Below are 15474 nucleotides of genomic sequence, written 5' to 3'. Positions count from 1 at the left end.
CTTTCGGGCCTCTAGCTCATGCCTGGTTAGAGCAGCGGACTCATAATCCGTTGGTGCCGAGTTCGACTCTCGGGGGGCCTACCAAGAAATCCTGCGAAATCAGGTACTACAGCCGCCAGCAATGGCGGCTGTTTCGTTTCTGGCGTCTGGTGTGCCCGGTAGTGTGTCCTTTCTGCGCGGGTGGCTCGATCGGTTCGCGCCAAAGATCCATACTGCTGCACCCCTTTTGATGTGATCTCAGGCGTTGCGACGAGCACGTCTGTCGGGACCGGCATTCCTTTGATGGAATATTCCTTCGGGGCTATAATTCCATGGACGCTAGAGGCAGGCGGTTGATAGCGTGGGACGTCGAGTTCACCGACGAGTTCGAGCAGTGGTGGAACTCGTTATCGGAAAGCGAGCAGGAATCCGTGGCAGCCACGGTGGGCCTGCTGGAATATCTCGGCCCGGCGCTCGGGTTCCCCCATTCGAGCGGCATCAAGGGCTCGAAGCACGAGCACATGCGTGAACTCAGAACGCAGTCGGGTGGTCATCCACTACGTACGCTGTATGCCTTCGATCCGAGAAGAACCGCCATTTTGCTGATCGGCGGCGACAAGACTGGCAATGACCGCTGGTATGAAGAATTCGTGCCGCGAGCAGACAAAATCTACGACGCGCATTTGGAACAGTTGCGGACGGAAGGGCAGAACAATGGCTAAGAAATTTGCAGCACTCCGGGCGGCTATGTCGCAGGAATCCCAGCTTCGCGCCACAGCCGCGACCGCAGAAATGCTTCGGGAAATGCCATTGCAGGAACTGCGTCAGGCCCGCGGCCTGTCACAGAAGGCCCTGGCCGACATTCTGCACGTACAGCAACCGTCCATTGCCAAGATGGAGAAGCGGACGGACATGTACATTTCGACGCTGCGCAACCACATCGAGGCGATGGGTGGCCAACTCGATATCGTGGCCCGCTTTCCGGATGGGGCAGTGCGGATCAGCAACTTTTCGGATTTGTCGACCCCTGCTGCTGCTGGCGACTCAGATACCTGATTGACCCAGAGACCGGCTTCCCATAAAGCTGTCAGGCTGAGCTAACCCGAATTGGTCCAGTCTGACACCTTATTCCGGGTGCCTACAGTGAAATGTAGTCTGACACCTTATCGCGCCGACTAGCGGCACTGAGCATTTGCAGGTTCGCCGAGACCCATTGACTCGCCTAGAGCACACGGGCAGCCTGATCCTCGCCGAGCCGCGGGCAGTCGACGATCGCTCGACAATGCCCGTGGTGCCATGTGCATACCAAACCGCCACCGACTCTCGCGCGACCGACTGAAAAGGTAGTCTGACACCCTTATACACACGCCATTCTGCGCGCGAGCGGTCACCTGTCGGACATACCCTCCAGACGGTTGTCAATGTACGCGACGGCGGTCATGACATCTGCGCCGGCTTCCCGGATACGCATCAGCTCTGCACGATCCACGCCGCCATCAGATAGCGCCCTATATATCTCCTGCCCATATGCTCCGCTAGCGGACATAAAACTGACGACCTGCTCGAGGACCGACATGTCGCTTTCGACTTGACCCTCCTCGGGCTGCTGAACGAGCAGAAAGCCTGACTCTCGCGCCCAAGCCTTCAGGATCCGGTAGTCGGCGGTCAGACGGCAAATGCGGACAGCCTCTGCGAGCGTTAGATGATGAGTGGTGTTATTGGGATTGACCTTATTGCGCAGGACAGCGGGAGAAATACCGACCAATGGTCCCAAGGACTCGCTACCGCCGCGCTGTTCATGCACAGTGGAGTATGCCGCCTCAACAATATTCATTCTTCTCGCTCTTTCGTGTTTTAGGATCAGGTGTCAGACTACTTTTGAACTGCGACGCATGCAATCTACGCCGCTCGTTCCCCCGGGGAGCTTTCTACCAGCCTGGCATCAGCGTGCTTGAAAGGCGACCGGGCCTTGGGTGGTCATTATTAACGCTCGTTGACGGTATGACCGGTTACGATCTCAAGGCTGGCGCCAAGGGGCGCTTCTCGGGAGAGTTGTTGGTGGAACGATCTGCAGCATTAGTGCCGGAGTTGCTGGTGACGGATATCGCTGCAAGCCTGCGGTTTTGGGTCGATACATGCGGCTTTTCCGTTGCGTATGATCGGCCCGACGAAGGGTTTGCCTATCTTGAGCTTGGCGGCGCGCAAGTGATGCTCGAGGAGGCGGGGCGCGGACGGAACTGGATCACGGGTGCGCTGGAAGCTCCGTTCGGCCGTGGCATCAATTTTCAGGTGGAAGTGCCGTCGCTTGAACCGTTGCTGTCCGCCCTCGCTGCGTCGGACTACCCTTTGTTCATGGCGCCGGAAGAGCAGTGGTATCGAAAGGAGTCAGTCGAGCTCGGCGTACGGCAGTTTTTGGTGCAAGACCCCGATGGCTATCTAATACGGTTTCAGTGCTTGCTTGGCAAGCGGGTGGCTGCCGGGAGAAGAGATAGCCAGGCACCTCTGGATCCGCAGGTTTAGACAATCTCCATATTTCTAAGCGAAAGGCCGCCCACGGGCGGCCTTTCGCTTTTGGTGCACTGGCTACGACCTCGCCCACGGGATCGGGCGGATCGCTTAAAGGTGTCACGCTTAAAGGTGTCACGCTTAAAGGTGTCAGACTACCTTTTCATACATACTCCTAAGTAAAAGGCGGCCCACGACCGGCCTTTTGCTTTTGGTGCAGTGGCTGCGACCTCACCTACGGGATCGGGCGAACGGCCACCCGCATAAAGGTGTCAGACTACCTTTTCACAAAGATCGAATTCGGGGCTCGTGCGCGTGAGCTTTTCCGGCACATTGAAGCAACCTGGGAGTCGATCGTGGTGGCCGACCACGGCGAGTCTGTTTTGGAAATTCGTCCGTATCGGGATGGGATGAAGCGCGACCCGCTCGATATGCTCCGTGGCTCCGTTTGCGCTTCGATCATCCTCTGTCGCCGGTTGGCGCGGATGCGTGGGGGCGGGGCCGTGATCGCAAAGACACATGTGCGGGTCTGGTGGCGGGGCCGCGTGTTGCCAGCGGCACCGTCCGCGCCAGCGGCGATGGGTTGCCGCTGGCGCGCGTTCGCAGTGTCAGAACAAATACCGGTAATTGAACGAGCCCCAGTAGGTCGGCGCCTGCCCCTGTGTCGTGACGTTGACCATGAACGACGCTTTGCTCTTGGGCGTGATGTCGGTTTCGACGCCGAGGCCCCATTGCAGCCAGTCGCGCTTGAGGGCGAGGCCGGGGAAGCGGAAGTCGTATAGGCCGATGAGGTTGCCGGAGGCTGCGACGTCGCGTTTTTCGAAGCGGTGTGCGTAGGTCATGCGGCCGAGGATCGTGAGGCGTTCCGTGGCGCGCCATGTGGCGTCCAGGCCCAGGTGGGCCGTGGTGCTGTCGGTGGTGCGAGCGTCCCAGCGTACGGGGAATGCGCCGTCTTTTTCCGTGTAGCCGTCGAGGTGCGTGTTGAGGTAAGTGAGGCTCGCATAAGGCGTCAGGGCGACATTGCCCAGCGTTGCCGCGTTCATCCAGTCGAGGCGTACGCGGGCGCCCCAGGATTGGGTGTCGGGCTTGCCGGAGGCGGATGTTCGAACGCCGGCGTTCAGGTAGGCGCGGTCGATGTCGGAGCGGCCCGACGCATACAGCGCGGTGATCGTGGTGTAGAGCGGGGTCTGGCTCAGGCGTACGATCGCTTCGGGCATGACGTAGCCCGCCTGGGTTTTGGTGATGCCGCCCAGGCCGGTGTCGGCGCGACTGCCGACGTAGCCGCCGGCGATGTTGAACTGCAGTTGTTCGCTGACGCGATACCCGAAGCCGACCTCGGCGTTCCATTCTTTGGCGTTGTACGGCGAGTGGGTTTGATTGCCCCAGTCGCCCGAGGTCCAGGCGGATGACTGCCCGCCGTTGGGGATCAGCCCACGCATCGGGTTGCTGTGCAAGCCGTTGATCAGCATGGTCATGCTTCGCGATGCGTCCAGCCCGGCGTTCGCGACCCGTGCAAGCCCCTGGTTGAACTCATACACATCGATCAGGCCGGTGCCGGGAGCCGGCACGGTGACGGTCGGGGGAGACGACTGGGGCGGGTTGGATGACGGGGGTGTCGTGGAAGGCGGCTGTGTCGTCGACGGCGGCTGCGTCGTCGACGGCGGCTGTGTCGTCGCCGGCGGCTGTGTCGTCGCCGGCGGCTGTGTCGTCGCCGGCGGCTGTGTCGTCGACGGCGGCTGTGTCGAGGGCGGCGTGGTGGGCTCGGGGTCGGGAACGGTGGTTTGAGGCGGTTGCCGGGCGGGGGCGCGCGCGATGTAGGGATTGCCATTGGTCAGTTGACCCACGACGACGGAGCCGTCGGCATTGACGCCGCGCGCGTTGCGAGTGGTGACGCCCTCCACGGTGGCGCCGGCCGAGCGCAGCCACTCTTCCACCGATTGCATGCCCGATTCCAGCGTCCAGCGAAAGCCTCGCCATTCGTCGGTGGCCGTCGTGGAGTCGCCGACCACGGTCTTGCCGTCGCGGCTGACGGCATTCGCGCCGGAGGCGTTACCCCCCAGGGTGCCGAGGTCACGGTTTCGGCGAGTGTCGCCGAGGTCGAAGATGATGGCGCGGGTGCCGGGAGCCCAGTTGTTGGTGCCGTCGTAGAACTGCCCCTGCACAAACTGAGCGCCAACGACCACGACGCTGCCGTCTTTGCTGACGCCGGTCGCGACGCGCTCATCGCCATAAAGGGACCAACCGTTTCGCCATACCGCGGCCGCGTTACCTTGCTGGCCTACCAGTACAGTGCCGTCGTCGTTGGCGTCCAGCACGCGCGCGTCCGCGCCAAACCTCGACGCGTTGGCATTGAAGTTTTCGGCGCCCGAGGCTGCCGTCCAGCGAATCGCCTGAATCGATCCGCTTTGGAGTCGGCGCCATCCGTAGACGGTGTTTCCGTCCGCGGTCACCGCCGTGGCAACCGCGTCGGTATTGCCGACGCCGAAATCTAAGGTTTGGAGGCCGGATTGTTGGGTCCAGCGGATGGCGTTGCTGCCGTTTGTTCCTACGGCGACGCTGCCGTCTGGATTGACCGCGCGAAACGTGCAGTTCATGCAAGGCTCTTGGGGGCCTGTGCTGAGCCACAGCCGCGTTCCGACTACGGTGGAGCCATCCTCGCTCACGGCCCAGGCGGTACCCGGCGTGGTCAGGTCGCCAAAGACGGACGATTGAGCGTGGGCGGGAGACAGCGAATAAAGCAAGGCTGTGCCGCACACACCGATGAGCGACGGCAGACGGCGCAACAGGAGAGGGGGGCGGGCGTGGGCCGTGCTGTGGGCGGAAGCGGAGGGTCGCATGCAACGTTAAATTGAAAGTGAGAATCCTCCGACTATGAAAGGTGAGAGCCCGAAAGAAATACACAGAATCTGGCGGAGAGGCGCGGGCAGGCGCGGGGCAGACGCGGGCAGACGCGGGCTGGCGCCGGCGGACGCGGGGCAGACGCGAGGCAGGCGCGTGGCAGGCGCGTGGCAGGCGCGGGGCAGGCGCGGGCTGGCGCGGGCAGACGCGGGCTGGCGCGGGCAGACGCGAGGCAGACGCGAGGCAGGCGCGTGGCAGACGCGAGGCTGGCGCGTGGCAGGCGCGGGGCAGGCGCGGGGCAGGCGCGTGGCAGGCGCGGGCTGGCGCGTGCAGACGCGTGCAGACGCGGGCTGGCGCGAGCAGACGCGGGGCAGGCGCTGGGCATGCGCGGGCAAACGGCGCCAGGCGGCGCCAGGCGCGCGGCGGGTTCTGCGGCGACGGGGAAGGCGGTGCAGGAGCGCAAATCCCAATTGAGCGGCGCGCCCGCGGAGCCGGGGGCTAACCCAGCATTCGCGCCAGCGCCGAGCTCAGCATGGTGAGGCCGGACAGGGTGAGCAGACCCAGGACGATCTGGCGGAAGCGTTGATCGCTGATGCCGAGATACAGGCGCGTGCCGAGAAAGGTGGGGATGAGCATCGCGGGAGCGACGATCGCGAGCAGGGGCAGCGTGTCGCGGGTGACGAGGCCGGTGCCGAGATAGGTCAGCATGATGACCGCCAGCATCGCCAGATTGAAGTTCTGGATGATGGCGCGCTGCTCGTCGCGCGGGAAGCCGCGCAGCAGGCACCACAGAGTAGGAACGACGCCGGTGAAGCCGCCGAGTCCACCCATGACGCCGCCGCCGAGGCCGGCGAGCGCGTCGGCGATACGGCCGCCAACCGAAATCTTCGGAATGTGCTGAATCAGCAGCATCGTGGGGCACCAGATCAGCAGGAAGGTGCCGAGGACCAGCTTGAACGTGTGGGTGTCGATCAGCGGCAACAGGCCGACGCCGATGGGAATCCCCGCGAGGCCGCCCAGCACGAAGGGCAACAGCTGACGCAGGCGGAAGCCGCGGCGCACGGAGAAGGCGGCGATCAGCTGGCCCAGCAAGCCGCCGAACACCGTGAGCACCGCGGCCAGTTGCGGCTCGAGCACCCAGACCCAGAACGACATGGCCACCAGGCCGAACGCGAAGCCCGACAGACCTTGCACGAAACCCGCCACCACCGCTCCCGCGGCGACCACCAGATATAGCGTCATTGCAGCATCCGACTCGAATGATCCGGGAAGGGTCAGGCTTGCGGCCCTGTTGCGCGCACAACCAGGGCCATGCCTGCGGCCTCGGCCTTTCCCGTGAGGAGCCTGGATTCTACTCGCCGGGGAACGTGGCAGTGACGGAGCAGTGCGTGGCGGCAGGGTGCCCAGAGCCTAATGGGGCGGTTCGGCGATGCCGACAGGGGCGCGAACGTCGGCCGCGTGTGCGAAAGAAAACGCTTACACGGCCTTCGAGCTCGGCCAGCCGTGGCGCTGGTGGAGGTCGGCGAGCTGAGCGGGCTGCAGCAGCAGCGTGCCACGGCCGGGCGCATGGCGGCGGCCGCAGTGCAGGCGGTCGTCGAGCGCCATGGCGGCGGTGAGTGTGCACGCGACGGAGTTGCTGTTGGGGCCGAGTCCGAGGAACGGGTAGGGGAGGTCGAGGGCGTTGAGCATGCGGCCGGCCTCGCGTAGCGCGGCCCAACGTTGCATGGCCTCGGCGTGAGTGCCTTCGAACAGCGTGACCCGCGGTTGGTTGGGGCGGTAAAGCGCGGCCCGATCGAACTCATGCACCTTGAGCCGATCCGAGGGCAGATAGCCGATCGGCTTGATCCGGCCGCTGCGGGAGGTGGCCAGGCCATCGGCCTCGCGCAGAAGGCGGTTTGCCGGATCGAGCAGCGCGATCAGGTCATGGCCGAAGAAAGCGCCGAAGGGGAATTGCGATCGGACGATACGAAACAGCGCCGGGTGGGCGTCGGATGGACCGTGCGCCGGGGGCGTGTCGGGCATCACGAGCGGCGGCCCCGGAGGTGTCGGCGCGCGTGCGAGCGGCGCGAGGGCTGAATCGGTATCACGGGCGCTGTCTCAGCTGTAGATGATTTGGCTCGGCGGGACGACGGCCGCGATCGGGTGCACGTGCCGGACGGCCGTGCCGGGGACGCTCATGCGGATCTCGCCATTGACCGACATCACTTCGATGTCGCCCGTGCGGGCGTGCTGGAACAGCAGCTCTTTGGCCATCTTGCGGCCGTCTTCGAGCTGCAGCACCACGTACTCGCCGGGGGTGGGGCGGCCGCTGGGCTCGACCACGATGTACCAGCCGTTGCGGATGGCGGGCTTCATGCTGTCGCCTCGCACCTTCAATACGTAGGCGTTGGGATCCTTGGAGTTGAAGAGCAGATAGCCGTCGCCGTGGCCCGCCGGATATTCGAGCTCGTCGTAGAAGCCGTTTTCGCCGAGCTGGGCCATGCCCACCACCGGAATCCGTCGGGTGGCGTGATAGGGGCCGACGTAGGTGACTTCGTCTTCGGACAAGGTGTGGGTGAGGTCGTCGGGCGGAAGCTGCTGCAGCAGCGCGGTGGTGACCTCGCCGAACGACAGCGCCGAAAGGCGCGCGAGCAGCGGCGTGTCGACCTCGAGCGCGTGCGCGAAACGCGCCAACACATCAGGAGCCGGCGTGGCCCCCTTCTCGATGGCCGCGAGGGCGGCGGCATCGATGCCGGCGAGATCGGCCAGCTTCTCGGCGGACATGCCGCGCGCCATGCGCACATGCCGGATCGCGCGGCCGATGGGCGCGGCGGCCGATGCGCCGGCCGGATCACGGGCAGCACCGTTGGCGGCCTCGTGCGGCGTGTCCATCCAGTTGGCCGGCAGGCCGAAGACTTCTTCCATCTTGCGTGCGGCGCGGTCGCCGATGTCCTTGGCGCTGGTGGTGTAGCGGCTGACCAACGAGGGCGTGGAGTAGCCCAGCAGCAACGCGGCGCGGGTCTGGTTGCCATCGCACCGCAGGTCGATGGCGCGCGCGAGATTGTCGCGGCGGATTTCTTTGATGGACTTCATAGGCGGCACGGGCCCTGCCTTAACCGGATTGGTAAATGAACCGATATGGTAACGCTAAATCACTTGTGCTGTTTACCAAATTGGTAATAGACTGATTCTCATGAATTTGACGAACCAACGCAGCGAATCTTCCTACAGCACTGTAGGAGAGAGGCCAGTGTACCTGCTGTGGGTAGGGCGACGCCAGCGAAGATATGACCGTATCGGTCATTTCCATCCAGTGGCTCCCGTCGCGGCTCCCCGTTACGGCATGCGGGTGCCCGGGGCAGCCGCAAGGCCAGCGTGGCGGTTCGACCTGGGCGGCCGTGCGCTGCGACCACGCCTCGCCCTCATCAAGGAGAACAACATGCATGCATCACCTCGCAGCCAGTGGCGCGAGCCTCGGCCAATATCAAATGCCGGGATTTCCGGGCGCACCTTGACCGGCGACGACCTGCTCTGGAACTGGGCGCGTTGGGCCTGGTCTGGCACCGCCGTAGGCAACATGGCGCCGTACCTGTCGGAAGCCGAGGTGGTGCGGCCCATCAATGAGCGTCACGCCCAGCAGGTGCAGTCGATGTACGAAATGCTGCCCTGGCATGAGCGCATGGCCGTGATCGCCGAGTATCCGCAGAAGCACGCGCGCTTCGGCGCGCTCGATGCCGGCGCGCGTGGCACCGCGGCGCGCCGCTGGATCGCGGAAACGACCGGCGTCACGCTGTCGCAGGCGCAGTATCAGAACTACGTAGGAATGTTTCGCGAAGCTGTCGCAAGGAGGATCTTGTGAAATACGCAATGGAAGTGATGGACCTGCTCGAGACCTATCCGCAGCGCTCGTTCCGGGTTGTGGAGTTAGTGCGGCATGCCACGCGAGGCCGCGCGCTGGACGTGCGCGAGCGCGCGGCGGCACGCAAAGCCGTACGACGCGTGCTCGATGCCTTCATCGACACCGGCCTGGTCGAAGTCGTGGTGCCTGCCACCACGCCCGGCTCTTACGCGGAGTATGGCATGGCGCGGCAAGGTCGAGAGGCACCCGCGAGCCGCACCCTGGCGCTGGCAGCCGCATAAACGCAGACCTCGGTGTCCTCGGCGATCAGTAGCGCGCATCCTTCGGCTTGTTGCCCTTGGGCCAGTCATTGGCCTTGCCCGCGAAGTCCGGGCGGGGCATATGGGTGAAGAACTCGGCGACGTCCACCGCGTCCTGGTCGGACAGCACGCCGCCTTCGCCCCAGTGCCCGGTCATGTTCACGCCCATGGGCATGTTGTTGCGAATGAAGGCGGCCGCCTTGTAGGTGCGCGCCAGCCCCGCGCCGATGTTGAACGACTCGTCGCCCCACAAGGGCGGAAACGTCACCTGGCCGGCGGCATCTTTTTTACCGGCCCCATTCTCGCCATGACAGGCGGCGCAGTGCTTCGCATACAGCGCCGCGCCGCGCGTGGCATCGGGCACGAGGCGCGTGTCGATCGGATAGGCGTTCTGGATCTGCACCTTCGCGCCGTGAGGCACATCCTGAGCCAGCCATTTCATGTAGGCCACCATCGCGGCCATGTCGGCGCCGTCGCGGGCCAACGGCTTGCCGTTCATCGAGCGTTGGAAACAGCCGTTGATGCGATCCTCCAGCGTCACGATGCGGTCGGCCCGCGGGTTGTATTGAGGAAACGTGTTGAAGGTATTGATGTAGGGCGCACCCAGCGGCTTCTTGCCTTGCTGAATATGACAGCTATTGCAGTTCATGCTCGCGCCGGTATTGGCCGGCAGCAGGCGGCGGGTATCGTTGAGCAGGCGCTGACCGAGCCGGATCTGCGCGGCGTTGGGCTCGCGGTCGATCGCGGTGTCGTCGGGAATGACGTAGTCGGGCAGGCGTTTGCCGTCCTTGTCGCGAACTTCATAGCGAATGATCTCGCCGGGGGCGCGTGCGGCGGGCTCGGCCGCTTCCTGCGCGGGGGCACGCGCCCCGGATCCGGCCAGACTTGCCGCGGGCGCCAGCATCACACTCAGCAGGGCAGCCGTCACGCTCGCACGCATACGCTCATTCATTCTTGTCTCCTTGCACCTGGGGAACGATGTGCGGCGCCTTTGCCGCGAGAAAGGCGCGGGTGGCCGCGACGTCCCGCGCGGCGATCGGCGGCGCCTGATTGGTCCATGCACCACGGATAAAGCTGACGAGGCTGGCGATGTCTTCGTCGCTCAGCATGCGGAAGGCTGGCATCGCAAATGCCATCGCGTCGTGATCGTTGGCGGGCATGGTGCCGCCCTCCAGCGTGATCTGAATCAGCGACTGCGGATACTCGGCAAAGACGGCCGAGTTGCCTGCCAGTGCCGGGAACGTCCGCGGCACGCCCTGGCCATCGGCACGGTGACACGCGGCGCAGTACTCCATATAAAGCACGGCGCCGCGCGTCGTGAGTCGGCCCGCCTGCAGATCGGCGGTCGTCGTGTCCGCTTTGTCGGAAAATTGCTTGAGACGACCGGCCACCGGCGGCAGGTGCTTGAGATACGCCGCGACCGCCTGCAAATCGTCGTCCGTGAAGTAGCGCGTGCTGTGCTCCACCACGTCCGCCATCGCGCCAAACGCGGCGACCTTGTCCGTGCGGCCGGTTTTCAGAAAGTCGACGATCTCTGCCTGGCTCCAGGCTTGCAGGCCTTGGGCCTCGCCGCGCAGGCTTTTCGCGCGCCAGCCATCGATGACGGCGCCCGACAGGAACGCATCGCCATCGGCCAGCGACATGGCCTTCTCCTGATACGCGAGGCCGCGTGGCGTATGGCACGAACCGCAGTGCGCCGGGCCCTCGACCAGAAATGCGCCGCGCGTGATGCGGGCGTCCGCGCCCTCGGGCGGTACGAACTCACGGTCCGGTGCGAACAGCAGCTGCCACCAGGCCATCGGCCAGCGCATGTTCAGCGGCCAGGGGATGGTCGATGGCGCGTTGCGCTGCACGACAGGCTCGACGCCGCTGCGGAAGTAGGCGTACAGCGCCTGCATGTCCGCGTCGGGCATGATGGCGTACGACGGATAGGGCATCGCGGGATAGAGCGGCGCGCCATCCATGCGCACGCCATGTTGAACCGCATCGCGGAACGCGGCATAGCTATAGCGGCCGATACCGGTCTCGGGATCCGGTGTGATGTTGGTGGTGTAGATGGCGCCCACCGGCGTCTCCATCGCGCGCCCGCCGGCAAACGGGCGGCCGCCGGGGGCGGTATGACAGGCAACGCAATCGGCGGTACGTGCGACGTATTCTCCGCGCGCGATGCGACCCGGATCCTTCACGTCGGGCTCGGCGGCTTGCGCCGTTCGCCGGCTCTCTCCCACCCAGTGCGCGCCTCCGATGGCGCCGGCGGCAACCAGCGCGATGCCGGCCGCGGCCGACAGCAGTTTCTTTCCCATGCAGCAACCCCTACGGCTGAGTCGCTGGTCCGTGCCCGGCAGATGTCGCGCCTCGGTGTATCCAGCTTATGGGCGCAAGCTTAGTGTTCGTCTCCTCGCAAAAGCGCTCGCGCGGCCGATATAAAACGCGTTCGATTGATCCCCCGCAAACGCAGGGCGCGTGTCGCGCTAGCAGGACATCCTGGCCGCTTCGGCGGGACGGACAGTGCGACAATTTGTCCGGGGCATTGCGTCCACCGTCAGCGCGATCCGTGGCGCTGCCCGCGACACCGCTCCAACACCAGAGTCCGCCATCTCGCGGACTTTTTTTTCGTCTGTCGATCGTGATCCCGGCATCGCGGAAGCGGTATGACAGCCTGATTCTTTACGCTGGCCTCGCCAGCAGAGGAGTACATCGTGGCACAAGAGCCGAATATCGAAGCCGCCCTCGAAAGTCTGAACGCGCGCGTGGCCCGGATGGAACGCGACATGGCGGCCAATGCGCGCATGACGACGCGCAACACCAAACTGACCGAGCAGCTCGGTCGCGACACCCAGGATATCGTCGAGACTTACCAAGCGTGGGCAGGCTGCATTCGCGTGCTGCAGGGGCTGGGGCGCCTGGCGAAACCGCTGGCCTGCATCATCGGATTGGTGACGGCCATCCTGACGGCCGGGTCCGCCTGGCAAGGCTTCAAGTGATGCCTGCCGAAAATCTTGCCGCCGACGCGCGGCCAAAAATAACGGCGGCCCAGGGCCGCCGTTATTGTCTGAGCGCGGAGCCCAGGCGTTTACTTGATGCCGATGAAGGGCAGGGCGGAGCCCGGCACCTGCGTTTCGGGCAGCTTGCCGTCCCACTTCTCGACCGCGTTCAGGTTGACGAGGTTCGTGTTGGTGGCCAGCGCGCGGGCCTTGGCTTCGATGGCGGCCGCTTCGGCGTCGCCGCGCAGCTTGATGCCGTCGGCTTCGGCCTTGAAGGCCGCGATACGCGCCTTGGCGGCGGCCTCTGCCTGCACGACCTGGATCTCGGCCTGGATTTCGGCGGTCTGCTTCTGCTGACGCGTCGTCTCGATCTGCACCTGGGCGAGCATGCGCTTTTCGATGCTGTCCTCATAAGCCTTCGAGAAGCCGACCTCTTCGATCTGCACGCTCACCACGGTGACCGGCACGTCCTGCAGCGCCGCGCGCATGGCGGCGTTTGCGTCCATGCCCATCTTCTCGCGTTGCTGAATCGCGCTGGCCGCCGTGTACTTGCCGAACACGTTCTTGATGACGTCGTAGGTACGGCGCTCGATCACGCGCTGTTCGAGATTGCCGAGGGTCTGGTACTCGGAGTACAGGTCGGCCACCTTCTCGGGCGGCACCTGGTAGGTGATGGAGACACGCAGGCTGGCAGGCTGCTGGTCGTAGCTGTAGGCCTCGAGCGGCGCAGAGCCGCGGCCGCCGAAAGAGATCGTGTGGTCGCGCACCGAGATCGAGTGCACCGTATCGATCGCCGGCACCTTGAAGCCCAGGCCGGGATCCGCCACGCTCACGATCTTGCCGTTGCGCAGCACCACGCCACGTTCGCCTTGGTCCACCTGGAACCACGAACCGAACACCAGCATCAGGACGACCAGGAACACGACGACGCCGAGCACCGCCCACTTCACGGACCCCTGCACCGCGCCACTCTTGATCAGTTCTTTGCTTGCCATTGCTTGTTATCTCCCTTTGCCGTTGCGTTCGGCGAAATAGGCTTTGATGCCCTTGACGAGGAAAAAGGCGACGACCGCCGCGCCAATGAATATCAATGCGGTGCGCATGGGGTTCCCTCCCGTGATTCGTGCCGGGCGCAATAGTAGGGCCAAGGGTGGTTGCGCGGGCAACGGTTGTGACGCTGAATGTGGCTACATGAAACTGAATGTTGATGCTATGCCTGTTGCTGCCGGCGCGCCGCGCGGGCAGGCGGGCGGGCACGCCGCCTGTCGTGCGCGGGCCGATTGCTCGCGCAAGATTCGGGAGGCGTGCCGGGCCGCGGCTCGCTACGCTGCGCGCCATGATGACCCGATCCGACACGCCATTGCCGCCCGACGTGCGCCGCCTGGTGCGCTCCTGCTTCGCCGCGCAGGGAGCCGAGCAGCTTGCGCTCGCCATCGCGCCCTTGATCGCCGTGCTGGCGTGGGGTGCCGACGGGTCTCGGACGGCATGGTTGCAAGCGGGCCAGACCTTGCCCTTTCTGTTGCTCGCGCTGCCACTGGGCGTCCTCGCGAACCGCGCATCGCGTTCGCGCTTGATGTGCGCCGCTGAGCTGCTGCGCGCGTCCACGCTGCTGCTGCTGGCGCTCTTGTGGACACAGGACAGTCTCTCGCTCGTGGGGTTGGGCCTGCTCGGTGCGTTGGGGGCCTGCGGCACGGTGGCCTATAGCGTGGCGGCGCCGGCGCTGGTGCCTGCGCTGGTGGGCCATGCGCAACTCACGCAGGCCAACCGGCAGCTCGAGCTCATGCGCAGCCTGGCGCTGGCCTTCGGGCCGCTGGTGGCCGGGGTGGCTTTTCAGCGTGCCGGTCCTGCCGTGGCGCTCGGCCTCGCATGCCTGATGTCTTTGTTTGCCGCCTGGCAACTGCGGCAGTTGGCCCCCGAGGCGCCGCGCCGGCCGTCGCATGCGCGACCGCTGCGGCAATTGCGCGAGGGCATCGGGTTCGTGCTGGGCCATCCCTATCTGCGGCCCGTCATGCTCACGGCGGTGGTCTTCAACATCGCCTGGTTCGTGCTGCAGGGCATTTACGTGGCGTACGCGGCATCGCGGCTGGCGCTCTCGGCCGCGCAGATCGGTCTCACGCTGGGGCTGTACGGCGTGGGCATGGTGGCCGGGGCGTGGGCGGCGCCGGCGCTGGCGCGCCGCTGGACCTTCGGCGGTCTGGTGGCCTGCGGGCCGGCGAGTGCGCTGGTGGCGGCGCTGCTGATGGCGGGCAGCGTGGCCTGGCCGACGTTGTGGCTGGTGGCGCCGGCCTTCGTGCTGTTTGGCGCGGGGCCGATCGTATGGACCATCGCCACCACGTCGCTGCGTCAGGGCGTCACGCCGCCGGACATGCTTGGGCGCGTGTCTTCCGTGATTCTCACGGCCACCTATGGCGCCAGGCCCCTGGGCGCGGCACTGGGTGCGCTGGTGGCCGCGCAGGCGGGCGTGGCGGCGGCGCTCTTTCTCTGTGTGGTCGGCTTCGCCTTGCAGTGGGCGATTCTCTGGCGGTCGCCGGTCCGCAAGTTGGACACCTTGCCACGCGCACCGTGAACCGCTCGTGCGCCGGGTTACGATCAGGCGCATGACGCTGCGCTTCGATATCCGATCCCTGGCCGTTGCGGCCGTTCTGTTGGTGCTGTTGATACTGCTCGCCACGCTGGGCGCCGGCCTGGGGTGGATACGCACTTTCCTGGGCGACACTCTCGCCGTGATCTGGGTGTACTTCGTGCTCAAGACATTTCTGCGTGCGCATGTGCTCACGCTGGCGGGTCTCGCCTTCGGGATGGGCGCGTTCGTCGAGCTCGGGCAATATCTGGCCGGCGAGCTCGGATGGCGCATTCCCAATCCGGTGCTGCGCATCGTGCTGGGCAGCACGGCCGACTGGTGGGACATGCTTGCCTATGCCCTCGGCTGGATCGCGGTGCTGGCCATCGAGCTGCCTCGGCAGCGGGCAACAAAAACGGCACCCTGAGGTGCCGTTTTCGAGCGGGGCGGCGCGCCGCCCCGTTTCTCTCC

Annotated in this window: 16 protein-coding genes and 1 tRNA gene; 9 read left to right on the top strand and 8 right to left on the bottom strand. The window is 65.3% G+C overall.

Annotation, left to right across the window (positions count from 1 at the left end):
- The first annotated feature begins 5 nt into the window (after positions 1–5).
- The 3 genes from CAL25_RS12465 (at position 6) to CAL25_RS12455 (ending at position 1035) form a co-directional block, all read left to right on the top strand.
- Positions 6–84 (top strand) — tRNA-Ile (locus CAL25_RS12465).
- 227 nt (positions 85–311) lie between these two features.
- Entirely contained in the window at positions 312–701 is a 390-nt protein-coding gene (locus CAL25_RS12460) for a type II toxin-antitoxin system RelE/ParE family toxin (protein ID WP_249279055.1), read from the top strand.
- Positions 694–1035 (top strand): XRE family transcriptional regulator, encoded by a 342-nt coding sequence (locus CAL25_RS12455; RefSeq protein ID WP_094800421.1) that lies wholly within the window; start codon positions 694–696, stop codon positions 1033–1035. Before CAL25_RS12460 ends, CAL25_RS12455 begins: the two co-directional genes overlap by 8 nt.
- Positions 1036–1366: 331 nt before the next feature.
- Here CAL25_RS12455 and CAL25_RS12450 read toward each other — a convergent pair whose 3' ends face one another.
- On the bottom strand, positions 1367–1813 hold the full coding sequence (locus tag CAL25_RS12450) for a phage regulatory CII family protein (RefSeq protein ID WP_094800419.1): 447 nt from the start codon (positions 1811–1813) through the stop codon (positions 1367–1369).
- A 167-nt stretch (positions 1814–1980) separates the two neighbouring features.
- On the opposite strand from CAL25_RS12450, the gene CAL25_RS12445 reads away from it, so the two are divergent.
- Positions 1981–2499, top strand: a complete 519-nt coding sequence (locus CAL25_RS12445) for a bleomycin resistance protein (protein WP_249279054.1) — start codon at positions 1981–1983, stop codon at positions 2497–2499.
- A 593-nt stretch (positions 2500–3092) separates the two neighbouring features.
- On the opposite strand, the gene CAL25_RS12435 is transcribed toward CAL25_RS12445, so the two are convergent.
- The 4 genes from CAL25_RS12435 to CAL25_RS12420 form a co-directional block, all read right to left on the bottom strand.
- Positions 3093–5078, bottom strand: a complete 1986-nt coding sequence (locus CAL25_RS12435) for an autotransporter domain-containing protein (RefSeq protein WP_094800417.1) — start codon at positions 5076–5078, stop codon at positions 3093–3095.
- A 742-nt stretch (positions 5079–5820) separates the two neighbouring features.
- On the bottom strand, positions 5821–6564 hold the full coding sequence (locus tag CAL25_RS12430; protein WP_094800415.1) for a sulfite exporter TauE/SafE family protein: 744 nt from the start codon (positions 6562–6564) through the stop codon (positions 5821–5823).
- A 234-nt stretch (positions 6565–6798) separates the two neighbouring features.
- Positions 6799–7344: a hypothetical protein gene (locus CAL25_RS12425; RefSeq protein WP_094800413.1), complete on the bottom strand. Its 546-nt coding sequence runs from the start codon at positions 7342–7344 to the stop codon at positions 6799–6801.
- Between the two features lie 75 nt (positions 7345–7419).
- Entirely contained in the window at positions 7420–8394 is a 975-nt protein-coding gene (locus CAL25_RS12420) for an XRE family transcriptional regulator (protein WP_094800411.1), read from the bottom strand.
- 418 nt (positions 8395–8812) lie between these two features.
- Between CAL25_RS12420 and CAL25_RS12415 the strand changes: the two genes are divergently transcribed.
- Both CAL25_RS12415 and CAL25_RS12410 read left to right on the top strand, forming a co-directional pair.
- A complete protein-coding gene (locus CAL25_RS12415) occupies positions 8813–9160 on the top strand; it encodes a hypothetical protein (RefSeq protein WP_141217929.1) in 348 nt (115 codons plus the stop codon).
- Complete coding sequence (locus CAL25_RS12410; protein ID WP_141217928.1) at positions 9157–9441, top strand: hypothetical protein; 285 nt, start codon at positions 9157–9159, stop codon at positions 9439–9441. The genes CAL25_RS12415 and CAL25_RS12410 overlap by 4 nt, the downstream gene beginning before the upstream one ends.
- Positions 9442–9466: 25 nt before the next feature.
- On the opposite strand, the gene CAL25_RS12405 is transcribed toward CAL25_RS12410, so the two are convergent.
- The gene (locus CAL25_RS12405; protein WP_094800407.1) at positions 9467–10411 is read right to left on the bottom strand and encodes a c-type cytochrome; all 945 of its coding nucleotides are present in this window, start codon (positions 10409–10411) and stop codon (positions 9467–9469) included.
- Entirely contained in the window at positions 10404–11762 is a 1359-nt protein-coding gene (locus CAL25_RS12400) for a c-type cytochrome (protein WP_094800405.1), read from the bottom strand. The genes CAL25_RS12405 and CAL25_RS12400 overlap by 8 nt, the downstream gene beginning before the upstream one ends.
- A 396-nt stretch (positions 11763–12158) precedes the next feature.
- On the opposite strand from CAL25_RS12400, the gene CAL25_RS12395 reads away from it, so the two are divergent.
- Complete coding sequence (locus CAL25_RS12395) at positions 12159–12443, top strand: hypothetical protein (RefSeq protein ID WP_094800404.1); 285 nt, start codon at positions 12159–12161, stop codon at positions 12441–12443.
- Between the two features lie 89 nt (positions 12444–12532).
- On the opposite strand, the gene CAL25_RS12390 is transcribed toward CAL25_RS12395, so the two are convergent.
- Positions 12533–13348: a prohibitin family protein gene (locus CAL25_RS12390; RefSeq protein ID WP_249279067.1), complete on the bottom strand. Its 816-nt coding sequence runs from the start codon at positions 13346–13348 to the stop codon at positions 12533–12535.
- Between the two features lie 434 nt (positions 13349–13782).
- On the opposite strand from CAL25_RS12390, the gene CAL25_RS12385 reads away from it, so the two are divergent.
- On the top strand, positions 13783–15009 hold the full coding sequence (locus CAL25_RS12385) for an MFS transporter (protein ID WP_094800780.1): 1227 nt from the start codon (positions 13783–13785) through the stop codon (positions 15007–15009).
- Between the two features lie 31 nt (positions 15010–15040).
- A complete protein-coding gene (locus CAL25_RS12380; RefSeq protein ID WP_094800402.1) occupies positions 15041–15430 on the top strand; it encodes a DUF2809 domain-containing protein in 390 nt (129 codons plus the stop codon).
- Positions 15431–15474 lie beyond the last annotated feature (44 nt).

The organism is Bordetella genomosp. 5, assembly GCF_002261315.1.
Classification (GTDB): domain Bacteria; phylum Pseudomonadota; class Gammaproteobacteria; order Burkholderiales; family Burkholderiaceae_B; genus Bordetella.
This window is presented reverse-complemented; position numbering and strand designations above follow the sequence as displayed.